At 67.4% G+C, this 12,415-nt stretch carries 11 protein-coding genes; 3 read left to right on the top strand and 8 right to left on the bottom strand.

Annotated features, from left to right (window positions below; all coding sequences use genetic code 11):
• Positions 1-105 precede the first annotated feature (105 nt).
• The 6 genes from KM176_RS15365 to KM176_RS15340 all read right to left on the bottom strand — a co-directional run bounded on the left by KM176_RS15365 (position 106) and on the right by KM176_RS15340 (position 6,048).
• Positions 106-924, bottom strand: coding sequence for an ABC transporter permease (locus KM176_RS15365; RefSeq protein ID WP_160895006.1), 819 nt, complete (start codon positions 922-924; stop codon positions 106-108).
• Positions 924-1,832, bottom strand: a complete 909-nt coding sequence (locus KM176_RS15360) for an ABC transporter permease (RefSeq protein ID WP_160895007.1) — start codon at positions 1,830-1,832, stop codon at positions 924-926. The genes KM176_RS15365 and KM176_RS15360 overlap by 1 nt, the downstream gene beginning before the upstream one ends.
• Positions 1,829-1,984, bottom strand: a complete 156-nt coding sequence (locus KM176_RS15355; protein ID WP_160895008.1) for a hypothetical protein — start codon at positions 1,982-1,984, stop codon at positions 1,829-1,831. Before KM176_RS15355 ends, KM176_RS15360 begins: the two co-directional genes overlap by 4 nt.
• The gene (locus KM176_RS15350; protein WP_160895009.1) at positions 1,942-2,898 is read right to left on the bottom strand and encodes an ABC transporter ATP-binding protein; all 957 of its coding nucleotides are present in this window, start codon (positions 2,896-2,898) and stop codon (positions 1,942-1,944) included. The genes KM176_RS15355 and KM176_RS15350 overlap by 43 nt, the downstream gene beginning before the upstream one ends.
• 64 nt (positions 2,899-2,962) lie before the next feature.
• On the bottom strand, positions 2,963-3,910 hold the full coding sequence (locus KM176_RS15345) for an ABC transporter substrate-binding protein (RefSeq protein WP_215558799.1): 948 nt from the start codon (positions 3,908-3,910) through the stop codon (positions 2,963-2,965).
• Positions 3,911-4,053: 143 nt separating this feature from the next.
• Positions 4,054-6,048 (bottom strand): oxidoreductase, encoded by a 1,995-nt coding sequence (locus KM176_RS15340; RefSeq protein WP_160895010.1) that lies wholly within the window; start codon positions 6,046-6,048, stop codon positions 4,054-4,056.
• A gap of 131 nt (positions 6,049-6,179) precedes the next feature.
• Between KM176_RS15340 and KM176_RS15335 the strand changes: the two genes are divergently transcribed.
• Complete coding sequence (locus KM176_RS15335) at positions 6,180-7,115, top strand: LysR family transcriptional regulator (RefSeq protein WP_160895011.1); 936 nt, start codon at positions 6,180-6,182, stop codon at positions 7,113-7,115.
• A 4-nt stretch (positions 7,116-7,119) separates the two neighbouring features.
• Here the strand turns inward: KM176_RS15335 and KM176_RS15330 are convergent, their stop codons facing one another.
• Together KM176_RS15330 and KM176_RS15325 are read right to left on the bottom strand one after the other, a co-directional pair.
• Entirely contained in the window at positions 7,120-8,787 is a 1,668-nt protein-coding gene (locus KM176_RS15330; protein WP_160895012.1) for a GMC family oxidoreductase, read from the bottom strand.
• A gap of 99 nt (positions 8,788-8,886) precedes the next feature.
• The gene (locus KM176_RS15325) at positions 8,887-9,444 is read right to left on the bottom strand and encodes a helix-turn-helix domain-containing protein (protein WP_311136168.1); all 558 of its coding nucleotides are present in this window, start codon (positions 9,442-9,444) and stop codon (positions 8,887-8,889) included.
• 186 nt (positions 9,445-9,630) lie between these two features.
• Here KM176_RS15325 and KM176_RS15320 point away from each other — a divergent pair, with 186 nt between their 5' ends.
• Entirely contained in the window at positions 9,631-12,081 is a 2,451-nt protein-coding gene (locus KM176_RS15320) for a GcvT family protein (RefSeq protein ID WP_160895013.1), read from the top strand.
• Positions 12,082-12,108: 27 nt separating this feature from the next.
• A partial coding sequence (locus KM176_RS15315) for an electron transfer flavoprotein subunit beta/FixA family protein (protein WP_408004260.1) occupies positions 12,109-12,415 on the top strand: 307 nt, incomplete at its 3' end.

Below are 12,415 nucleotides of genomic sequence, written 5' to 3'. Positions count from 1 at the left end.
GCCCCGGGGGCGGGCGGATCCGGGACGGCGGAGGAGGCACGCGGATGTGAATGGCGCGCGACCGGTCGGGCCGCGCGCCACTGTCATTGTCAGGCGGTGTCGTCGTCAGGTGCCGGCGCCCCGGCGCCGGTCGTAGAGCGTCACCCCCAGCAGGATCACGATCGACAGCACGATCAGGATCGAGGAGACCGCCGCGATGGTCGGATCGACCTGATCGCGCAGCCCCGAGAACATCTTCTTCGTCAGGGTGGTGTTCTCTCCGCCCGAGATGAAGGAAGAGATCACGACCTCGTCCAGCGAGGTGACGAAGGCAAAGAGCGCCCCCGACATCACGCCGGTGCGGATCTGCGGCAGGGTGACGTTGACGAAGGCGCGCAGCGGCCCGGCGCCCAGGTTGCGTGCCGCCCGTTCCAGCCCGGCATCGACATGGCTGAGCGCCGAGGAGACGGTGATGATCACGAAGGGCGTCGCCAGCACCACATGGGCCAGCACGATCCCGACCATGGAATTGACCATGCCCAGCCGTGCGTAGAGGTAGAACAGGCCGATGGCCACCAGGATCACCGGCACGATCAGCGGGCTGATCACCGCCATCATGATGATCCCGCTCCAGCGCGAGCCCGATTTCGACAGGCCGTAGGCGGTGGCCACCCCGAAGGGCGTGGCGATCAGCATGGTCAGCACGGCGGCCCGGATCGAGACCCAGATCGCCTCAAGCCATTCGGGGGAGGTGACGAAGTTCTGGTACCAGCGCAGCGAGAACGCCTTGGGCGGGAAGCTCATGAAGCGGCTGTCGTTGAAGGACATCGGCACCACGATCAGCACCGGAAGGACCAGGAAGGCCACCACCAGCAGGCCCAGCACGTAAAGCCAGAGCCTTTGCAGATGGGTGATCTGGGTGTCGGTTGCAGGTCTGTTGAGCATCACTTGCCTCCGAACATGCTTTCGACCCGGGCGAAACGCCCGAGGATCACGAAAAGTCCCAGGGTGATCACCAGAAGCACCACCCCAAGGGCCGAGGCCGCGCCCCAGTTGAAATAGAGGGCCGCGTTCTGCTGGATCTTGATCGACATCATGATCACCTTGCCGCCGCCCAGAAGCTGCGGGGTGACGTAGAAGCCCAGGCACATCACGAAGACCAGGATCGCGCCGGCGAAGACACCGGGCAGCGACAGCGGGAAATAGACCGTCCAGAAGGCGCGCAGCGGCGAGGCCCCCATGTTCGAGGCCGCGTTCATGTAGGTCAGGTCGATCTGGCGCAGGCTTGAGAGCAGCGGCAGGATCATGAAGGGCAGCATGACATGCAGCATCCCGATGGTGGTGCCGGTCATGTTGTTGACCAGCCGCAGCGGGGCATCGGTGATGTGCAGCCATTGCAGCACCTCGTTGATGATGCCGCGCCGCTGCAGGACCACCATCCAGGCGTAGGTGCGCACCAGAAGCGAGGTCCAGAAGGGCAGCATGACACCGATCATCAGCAGCGCCGCCACGGTGCGCGAGCACTGGCTCATCAGGTAGGCCAGAGGATAGGCCAGCACGACCGCCAGGACCGTGACCATGATGCTGATCTGGAAGGTCTGGGTGAAGATGCTGACATAGGCGGGGGCCAGCATCCGCTGGTAGTTGGCAAGCGAGAAATGCCCGTCATCGACGAAGGACAGGCCCAGCAGCCAGCCCACGGGCCCGAAGATCAGCACCACCACCAGCAGCAGGGCCGGGAAGGACAGCGCCATGCTGACGAAGCTGTCGCGGCGCTCGATCCGAGCCTGGGCACGGGTGTTGTCGGTGCCGGGTCCGGCATAGCCCAGGCCGTCGTTGGTGCCCGCGCTCATGCCGCGTGCTCCGGGACCAGGATGGTGTCCGCGCGGTGCAGGGCCAGGCTGACGCGGCCGTCATTGGCCTCGAGCCGGTCCAGCACATCGCGGCGGGCCGAGCGGCGCATCAGCAGGGTCTGGCCGCCGTCCAGCACCACCTGGATCTGCAACGTGTCGCCCTGGAAGACCTTGCGTTCGATCTTGCCATCGAAACGGTTGTGGCTGTCGCCGAAGGCGGGATCCCAGAAATCGAGCTTTCGGGACGCACCATCAGGAAGCGGGCATCGGGGCTGCCGGCCTCGACGCGCAGGGGCGTGCCGGCGAAATGGTACTGGCTGCCGCGAGATTCGACCGGCAGCAGGGTGGATTCGCCCAGGAATTCGGCCACGAAGCTGTCGGTGGGATAATCGTAGATCTCGCGCGGGGCGCCGATCTGGGCGATGCGGCCCGATTTCAGCACCGCGATCCGGTCCGACATGGTCAGCGCCTCGCGCTGGTCATGGGTAACGTAAACCGTGGTGATGCCCAGCTTGTCGTGCAGGTTGCGGATCTCGAACTGCATGGCCTCGCGCAGGTTCTTGTCCAGCGCCGAAAGCGGTTCGTCCATCAGCAGCACGTCGGGGCTGAAGACCACGGCGCGCGCCAGCGCGATCCGCTGCTTCTGCCCGCCCGAGAGCTTGGCGATGGGACGATCGGCCAGATGCGCGAGCTGCACGAGCTCGAGCGCACGGGTGACGCGTTCGGTGATCTCGGATTTCGAAACCTTGCGCAGCTTCAGCGGGTAGGCGACGTTCTCGGCCACGTTCATGTGGGGAAAGAGCGAGTAGCTCTGGAACACCATGCCGAAATTGCGCTTGTGCGGGGGCACCTGGGCCAGGTCCTTCCCGCGCGAGACGATGTGGCCCCGGGTCGGGCGCACGAAGCCGGCGAGGCTCATCAGAAGGGTGGTCTTGCCCGAACCCGACGGGCCCAGGAGGGTGAGGAATTCGCCCGGCTGGATGGCCAGACTGACATTGTCGAGGGCGGTGAAGGTGCCATAGCTCTTGGCGACACCGATGATGTCGAGGTTGGCCGCGGTGGTCATGCCGGTCTCCGTCTGTTGAGGCAGGGGGACTTCCCGGGGGATCCCCCCCGGGAAGCGGCGGGGATCATTCGGTCATGAAGGCGTCCCAGCGTTCCTGGATCTCGGCGCCGTGTTCGGCCCAGTAGGCGGCCTTGACGACGGCCTGGTCCTTGGCGTGCTCGGGCGAGGAGGGGCTGATCTTCTTCTGCGCGTCGGTGATCTTGCCGGTTTCGAAGGCCAGCGAGGTCGTCGGACCGTAGTTGATGTAGCTGGGCATGTTGGCCTGAAGCTCGGGCGAGATCATCCTGGCCAGCACCTTCATCGCCGCGTCCTTGTGCTTGGAGCCCTTCGGGATCGCCAGGCAGTCCATCGACAGCGTGCCCTGCTTCCAGGTGACATCGACGGGGATGCCCTCATCGCGCAGCGCGTCGACACGGCCGTTCCACATCGCCAGCATGTCGACTTCGCCGTCGGCCAGCAGCTGCACGGATTGCGCGCCCGAGGTCCACCAGACGTCGATCGAGGGCTTGATTTGTTTCAGCTTGGCGAAGGCTCGGTCCAGGTCCAGCGGGTAAAGCTTGTCCGGGGCCACGCCGTCGGCCAGCAGCGCGCCCTCGATCATGGTCTGGGGGCGGCCGTACAGGGCACGGCGGCCGGGGAAGTCCTTGACGTCGAAGAAGTCGGTCCAGTTCTTCGGCGGGTTCTTCACTTCGGGATTGTAGGCGATGATGGTCGAATAATAGATGATCGCCGCCCAGTCCTTGTCATAGGCATCCTTGGCGAAGCCGTCGACGTTGACGATGTTGTAGTCGAGGGGCTCCAGCAGGCCCTCCTTCTGGCCCTGGGCGCATTCGGTGGCGCCAAGGTCCACCAGGTCCCAGGTCACGGCGCCCGAAAACACCTGCGCGCGCACTTCCGTCAGGCCGCCCAGGGTTTCCTCGCGGATCTTGATGCCCGTCTCCTTCTCGATCGGATCGAGATAGGCCTTGCGCTGCGCCTCCTGGTAGGAGCCGCCCCAGGAGGCAAAGGTGATCTCGTCCTAGGCCAGGGCCGGGGCGGCCAGGGCGGCGAACACGAGAAGGCTGGAAGCAAACGTCTTTTTCATCTTGGTTTCCCTGTTGCTTGGTTTTTCTGGGTTCTTGTCGTCTTGGTCGTCTGGGTCTGCGGGCCGGTGCCTCAGGAGGCCTCGGCCGGGCAGGGGGGGGTCACCTTGCGCAGGGCGCGGCGGGTCATCGCCAGCCCTTCGAAGATCGCCTCTTCGGCGGTGCGCGCGGTGTTGCAGTCTCCGACGCAGACGCAGGGCAGCCCGAGGCGGGCCACCTCGTCGGCCAGCGCAGTGTCCGATGCGCGGCCGTTGATCAGCACGACGCTGTCGACCTCCTCGCACAGGATCGGCTGGTCGCTTGCGGCATGGGCCAGGTAGGCGGTGCCGTCCTCCACGCCGAAGAGGCGTGCATAGGGAATGACCTCGATCCCGGCCTCGTGCAGGCGCCCGATCCAGTGGTCGCGGACATATTGCGGGATGGTCTGGCCGGCGGTGGCGCCGTTGACGGCCAGCCGGACATGGCAGCCCTCGGCGGCCAGCCGCATCGCCATGCCGATCCCCACCCAGTCGCAGCGCCAGTCGCAGACCAGCACCCGCGCCCCGGTGCGCGCACGCCCCGTCAGCACCTCTTCGAAGGGCAGCACGGTGCCCTCGCCCTCGATCTCGGGCGGCAGCATGGTCGAGCCGGTGGCCAGCACGACAAAATCGGGGGCCTCGGCGGTGATCATCGCGGCATCGACGCGGCTGCCGGTCTTCAGGGTGATCCCGAGGCGCCCGGCCTCGCCCAGCAGGTTGGTGATCAGCCCGCCGAATTCCGCCCGGCCCGGCAGCATCTGCGCCAGCCGCGCCTGGCCGCCGGGGGCCGGGGCGGCCTCGTGCAGGGTGACGTCGTGGCCATCCTCAGCGGCGGTGATGGCGGCGCGCAGCCCGGCCGGGCCGCCCCCCACCACCATGACCTTCAGGGGATGCCTGGCGGTTTCGGGGCCGGGCAGGCGCAGCTCCCGGCCCGTGCGGGGGCTCTGGATGCAGGAGATCGCGTGACCGGAATGGAAATGCCCGATGCAGGCCTGGTTGCAGCCGATGCAGGCGCGCACCTCGTCCATGCGGCCCGTCAGCACCTTGTTCGGCAGGTCCGGGTCGGTGATCAGCGCGCGGGTCATGGCCACCATGTCGGCCTGGCCCGCGGCCAGCACCCGCTCGGCCACGCCGCTGTCGTTGATCCGGCCCGCGACCAGCACGGGAATGTCGAGCGCGGCGCGGATCGCGGCGGCGCCGGTGGCGACATAGGCGGGCGAAAGTTCCATCGGCGGCACGACATGGACAGAGCTGCCCAGCCCCGCCATGGAGCCGATGGTGACGTTGATGTAATCGACCAGCCCCGCCCCGGCCAGGCGGTGGCAGATCTCGATCACCTCGGGGCGTTCCAGCCCGTCAAGCTCCAGCTCCTCGGCCGAGATCCGCAGGCCAAGCGCCATGCCCGGGCCGACGCTGCGGCGGATCGCGGCAAGGCTGTCGGCCAGCGGGCGCATCCGGTTTTCCAGCGCTCCGCCGAAACGGTCGCTGCGGCGGTTCACGCGCGGGTTCAGGAACTGCGCGAACAGTAGGCCATGGCTGGCCATCAGCTCGACCCCGTCATAGCCGGCATCGCGATAGCGGCGCGCGCCCTCGGCGGCGGCGGCGATCACCTCCTCGACCATCCCGGCGGGCATCTCGCGGGGCACGACATGGTTGCGGTGCTCGGCCACGGGCGAGGGGGCGTAGACGATGCCGCGCATCCCGTCGCCCATGCGCCGGGTGACCCGCCCGGCATGGGACAGCTGGCCGATGATCCGGGCGCCATGGCGATGCACCGCCTCCGCCAGCGCGGCGAAGGGGGCGATGGCGCTGTCCTCGTGGATGGTCAGGTCCGGCGCATCCGAAAGCGAGCTTTCGTGGAAACGTGCGGATTCGGTGATGATCAGCCCGGCGCCGCCCCGGGCGCGGGCCTCGTGATAGGCCACCATGTGTTCGCTCGGGCGCCCGCCGCGCGACAGGTAGGTCTGGTGCCCGGTGGAAAGGATGCGGTTGCGGACCCGCATCGGGCCAATGTCGATTTCGGAAAACAGGTGGGGGTGCAGCTGGCGCAAGGGAAACTCCGCGAGGCGAAAATGGGCAGCGGTGCCTTGCTGAAGCGTAGTTATGTGATTTCCATGCTCAAAAGTTGAAATAGTAACAGGCTCATGACATGAGATTATGAGGTCACGGACCGGAGGAGATCATGGCCCTGCGCAGCAAGGTGCCCTCGACGGGGGCGCTGTTCATGTTCGAAGCCGCCGCACGCCTGCAAAGCTTCACGGCTGCGGCCCGGGAGTTCAACGTCACGCAGCCCGCGATCAGCCGGGCCATCGGCGCGCTGGAGCGGCATCTGGGCTACAGGCTGTTCGACCGTCAGCCGACCGGGCTGAGCCTGACCGAGGAAGGCAAGCTGCTGACTGCTGCCATTCAGGGCGGTTTCGGCCAGATCGAACTGGTTCTGGACGAGCTGGCCGCCCGGATGAGCGAATCGCGCAGCGTCACCCTGTCGGTGACCTCGGCCTTCGCGCTGCACTGGCTGATGCCGCGCTTCAGCCGCCTGACGGAGGATCTGCCCGAGGTCTCGTTGCGCTACGCGCTGATCCACGGCGAACCGGGGGGGCCGCTGGGCGATGCCGACCTGGCGATCCGCCATGCCTGGGAGGAAGAGCCCGGCCACAGCCTGTGCTGCCATATCGAGGAACGCGTGATCCCGGTCTGCAGCCCCGCCTATCTGGCGCAGAATGGCCGGATCGAGGATGCGCCGGGGGGCGCGGGCCATGTGCTGGCCTGCCAGAGCGGCCAGCTGCGGGTGCCCTGGGACGTGTTCCTTTCCCGCACGGACTTGCCGGACATGCCGGCGGCGCAGCGGCTGGAATTCGGCGACTATGCCCTGCTGATGCAATCGGCGATCCGCGGCCAGTCGGTGGCGCTTGGCTGGTGGCACGTCATCGGCAGCGCCCTGGAAAGCGGAGAGCTGGTGCCGGCAAGCCGCCACATACTGCGTGGTCGGGATCGCTACGCGCTGGTGGCGCGGGGCGGGGCGGGGCGGCAAAGCCCGGCGGTGCGCGCGGTCATCGACTGGCTGGTGGCGGAATTCGCGGCCCTGGAAGACCAGGCGCCGCCCCTGGTCGAGCACTGAGAGCCTACCCCACCAGCGCCTGCACCTCTGCGATCTCGGCGGCACTGGCGCCGGGCACCTTGGCGGCGGGCGGGGCGGGGCGGCCCCGGATCATGTCGGCGGCCTTCTCGGCCAGCATGATGACCGTGGCGTTCAGGTTCGCGCCCACCACATGCGGCAGCACGGAGGCATCGACGACCCGCAGCCCTTCAATCCCGCGCAGGCGCAGCTGCGGATCGACGACCGACCCCGCGTCGGCGCCCATCCTGCAGGTGCAACTGGGGTGGAACTCGGTGTCCAGGGTCTCGCGCAGCCAGGCCTCGATCTCGGCATTGCTGCGGCAGGCGGGGCCGGGCCGGTCCTCGGTGGTGCCCAGCCGGGCCAGAGGGGCCTGCGACAGGATCTCCCGGGTCATCTTCACCGCCTCGCGCATCTCGTGCAGATCGCCGGGATCGGAGAGGAAGCGGAAGTCGATCAGCGGGGCGTCGGCGGGATCGGCGCTGCGCAGGCGCAGTTCCCCGCGCGAGCGCTGGCGCAGCTGCGACATGTGCAGCGTGAAGCCGTGCGACAGCCGGAAGACCTCTCCCTGCTTGTCGATCTTCATCGGACCCAGGTGGTAATGCACCGCCGGCAGCGCGGTTTCGGGGAAGGCCCGGGCAAAGCCGCCGACCTCCCAGATGTTGGAGGCGGCAGGCCCGCCCCGGGTCATCAGCCACTGCGCGCCGACCCGTGCCTTGCCGGCAGCGCTGCCCATCCAGGCATGGGAGACCGGCGCCCTGATCCGGCAGGAAAAGCTCATGTTCAGGTGATCCTGAAGGTTCTGCCCAACCTCCTCTGCCGCCATGACGACGGGCAGGCCCAGGGCCTCCAGCTGGGCGGCGGGGCCGATCCCCGAAAGCAACAGAAGCTGCGGGGAATTGATCGCGCCGCCGCTCAGGATCACCTCGCGCGCGGCCTCGATCAGCTCGGTGCGGCCATTGCGCCGCAGCTCGACGCCCCGCACCCGGCCCCGGCGGATGACCAGGCGGGTGACGTGGGCCCGGGTCATGACCTGAAGGTTGGGGCGATGGCGGACCGGATGCAGGTAGGCCACCGCCGCCGAGCAACGCCGCCCGTTGGCCCGCGTCGCCTCCAGCGGGCCGATGCCCAGGGTCTCGGCGCCGTTCAGATCGTCGATGCGGGCATGGCCGGCAGCCTCGGCACTGTCGATGAAGGCGTCGAAGATGGGCGATCGCAGCGTGCCCCGGGTGACCGACAGCGGCCCGCTGTCGCCACGATAGGCGGAGGCGCCCCGGTCGGAACGTTCCGCGCGCCGGAAATAGGGCAGCAGGTCGGCATAGCCCCAGCCGGTCAGCCCAGAAGCCGCCCAGTGATCGTAATCGGCCTTCTGGCCGCGCAGGTAGACCAGCGAGTTGATCGAGGAAGACCCGCCCAGCACCTTGCCGCGCGGGATCGCGATCTGGCGGTTGCCAAGACCCGGCTGCGGCGTGCTGAGGTAGTTCCAGTTGATGCGCGGATCGTGCCAGACCCGGTAGACGCCCGCCGGCATGGTCATCATCAGCCCGCCGTCGCGCCCCCCGGCCTCCAGCAGCAGCACGCGGGTCCCGGGATCCTCGCTCAGGCGGTTGGCCAGGACGCAGCCGGCGGAACCGGCGCCGATGATGATGTAATCGGGGGGCGTGGAGGAGGACATGATCTTCCGCTGGCTGGGGAATTTGCCCCATGCTGGGCCGCCACCGGAGCCGCGCCAAGCGCGGAAAATCTTGTGGGCCCATGTCCTGAGATTATGCGGCTAGTAGATGGGCGGCGACACGATCCAGATCACCACGGCGGGGGTGTCCCCCTCGTTGCGCCAGCCGTAAGGCTTGCCGGCGAACTGGAAGCTGTCACCGGGCGAAAGCGCGAAGGCCTCGCCGTCCAGGATCAGCGTCAGCTGTCCGGACAGCAGCAGGCCGCCGTCCTCCCTGGGGCGGGGCGGGCGCGGCGGGCCGCTGTCCGACTGCGGCGCGAAGGTTGACTTGATCATCTCGAAACTGCCGCTCAGCACCGGCGAGAGCAGCTCTTCGACCAGCCCGCTGTCGCTGGAGCCAAGCGGCACCCGGTCCGCCGCGCGCAGGATCAGCCCGCGTTCAGCAGCCTCGCGGCTGGCAGAGCGGAAGAAGAATGAGATGTTGACGCCGAACAGCGCGGCGATCTGTTCCAGATCGCGGATGGCAGGATCGGCATTGCCGCGCTCGATCAGGCTCAGCCAGCCGGCCGAGCGTCCGACGGCCTCTGCCAGCTGTTGCAGGGTCATGCCCCGGGACTTGCGCAGGGCCCGGATGTCATCGCCGACCTGAGTGTTCATCATGCTGCCTTTCGCCCGGGACGGGGGCCTGGGGAAAGTGACGGGAATAGCCGGCAATGGCAACGAAATTTAACAATCGTAAAAATTTCTCCACCAATGTAAAAAAATGCTTTCATATTTTACATCCGCATGGCTAGATGACGACACGCCGGCTGATCCGGTGTCCTCCCCCCATTGCCAGGAGCCGTCATGCCCTCCCTCCCGTCCAAAGCCCGCGTCGTCATCATTGGCGGCGGCATTTCCGGCTGCTCGGTGGCCTATCACCTGGCCCAGCTTGGCTGGACCGACATCGTCCTGCTGGAGCGCAAGCAGCTGACCTCGGGCACCACCTGGCACGCGGCGGGGCTGATCGGTCAGCTTCAGGCCAGCCAGAACCGCACCCGGCTGGCGAAATATTCCGCCGATCTCTACACCCGGCTGGAGGCCGAAACCGGGCTGGCGACGGGCTTCCGCCAGTGCGGCTCCATGACGGTGGCGCTGAGCGATGAGCGCCGCGAGGAGATCCTGCGCCTGGCCGCCCAGGCCCGCGCCTTCGGCGTCCAGGTGAACGAGCTGTCTCCGGCAGAGGTCGGCGCGCTCTACCCGCATCTGAACCTGGAAGGCGTGCGCGCCGGCGTGCATCTGCCCCATGACGGCCAGGCCGATCCCGGCAACATCGCCCTGGCCCTGGCCAAGGGCGCCCGCCAGCGCGGCGCGATCATCGCCGAGCAGGTCAAGGTGACCAGGGTCCTTCAGAAGGATGGCCGTGTCACCGGCGTCGATTATGAACAGGACGGCGCACCGGGTCATATCGACTGCGATCACGTGGTCAACTGCGGCGGCATGTGGGGCCGGGACCTGGCCTGGCAGAATGGCGTCACCCTGCCGCTGCACGCCTGCGAACACTTCTACATCGTGACCGAGACCATCCCCGAACTGTCGCAGCTGCCGGTGCTGCGGGTTCCGGACGAATGCGCCTATTACAAGGAAGACGCGGGCAAGATCCTGCTGGGGGCGTTTGAACCCAAGGCCAAGCCCTGGGGCATGAACGGCATCCCGGAAAGCTTTGAATTCGATCAGCTTCCCGATGACTTCGACCATTTCGAGCCAATCCTCGAGAAGGCGATCCACCGGATGCCGATGCTGGCCGAGGCGGGCATCCACACCTTCTTCAACGGCCCCGAGAGCTTTACCCCCGACGACCGCTACTACCTGGGCGAGGCGCCCGAGCTGAAGAACTACTGGGTCGCCGCCGGCTACAACTCCATCGGCATCATTTCGTCGGGCGGCGCCGGCATGGCGCTGGCGCAGTGGATGACCGACGCAGAGCCGCCCTTCGACCTGTGGGAGGTCGACATCCGCCGCGCCCAGCCCTTCCAGCGCAACCGCCGCTACCTGAAGGCGCGGGTGACGGAAACCCTGGGCCTGCTCTATGCCGACCACTTCCCCTATCGTCAGCCCGACACCGCGCGGGGCGTGCGCCGCTCTCCGGTCCATGCACAGCTTGAACAGGCCGGTGCGGTCTTCGGCGAAACCGCCGGCTGGGAACGCGCCAACTGGTTCGCCGATCCGGGGCAGGAGCAGGCCTACGGCTACAGCTGGAAACGGCAGAACTGGTTCGAGAACTCCAGGCGAGAGCACATGGCCCTGCGCGAGGGCGTCGGCCTGCTCGACATGACCTCCTTCGGCAAGATCCGCGTCGAGGGTCCGGACGCGGTGGCCTTCCTGCAAAAGGTCTGCGCCAACCAGATGGATGTGCCGGCGGGCCGGATCGTCTATACCCAGATGCTGAACGCGCGCGGCGGCATCGAATGCGACCTGACCGTCACCCGGCTGTCGGAAACCGCCTATTACCTGGTCGTGCCGGGCGCCACGCTGCAACGTGACCTGGCCTGGCTGCGCCGTCATGTCGGCGACGCGCTGGTCGTGATCACCGACATCACCGCTTCCGAAGCGGTCTTCCCGCTGATGGGCCCGCTGTCGCGCGACCTGCTGGCCCGGGTGTCGCCGGACGATTTCTCCAATGCGGCGCATCCCTTCGGCACCGCCCGCGAGGTCGAGATCGGCATGGGCCTGGCCCGCGCGCATCGGGTGTCCTACGTCGGAGAGCTGGGCTGGGAGCTGTGCGTCAGCAGCGACCAGGCCGCCCATGTCTTCGAGACCCTGGTCGAGGCCGGGGCGGACATGGGGCTGAAGCTCTGCGGGCTCCATGCCATGGACAGCTGCCGGATCGAGAAGGCCTTCCGCCACTTCGGCCATGACATCACCGACGAGGATCATGTGCTGGAAGCCGGCCTCGGCTTTGCGGTGAAGACCGACAAGGGGGATTTCATCGGCCGGGAGGCCGTGCTGCGCAAGCGCGAGGCCGGGCTGTCGCGCCGCATGGTACAGTTCCGCCTGAGCGATCCCGAGCCGCTGCTGTTCCACAACGAACCCGTCCTGCGCGACGGAGAGATCGTGGGCTTCGTCACCTCGGGCGCCTATGGCCATGCGCTTGGCGGGGCGATCGGCATGGGCTACGTGCCCTGCCGCACCCCGGGCGAAACCATGGCCGAGATGCTGGCCTCGTCCTACGACATCGAAATCGCCGGTGTCCGCCATGCCGCGGAAGCCAGCTTCAAACCGCTCTACGATCCGCGCTCCGAACGGATGCGGGGCTGACCGGACCCTTCCAGAGAGAACATGAAGATGAAGATTATCGTCCCGGTGAAACGGGTGATCGACTACAACGTGAAGGTCCGCGTGAAGGCGGATGGGAGCGGGGTTGATCTTGCCAATGTGAAGATGTCGATGAACCCGTTCGACGAGATTGCCGTGGAAGAGGCGATCCGTCTGAAGGAGAAGGGCGTCGCAACCGAGGTCGTGGCGGTTTCCGTCGGCGTGAAGCAGGCGCAGGAAACGCTGCGCACCGCGCTGGCCATGGGCGCCGACCGGGCGATCCTGGTGGTGGCCGCCGAGGATGTGCATCAGGACATCGAACCGCTGGCCGTGGCCA

The organism is Pseudooceanicola endophyticus (genome assembly GCF_018760365.1).
In the GTDB taxonomy this organism is placed as follows: domain Bacteria; phylum Pseudomonadota; class Alphaproteobacteria; order Rhodobacterales; family Rhodobacteraceae; genus Pseudooceanicola; species Pseudooceanicola endophyticus.
This window is presented reverse-complemented; position numbering and strand designations above follow the sequence as displayed.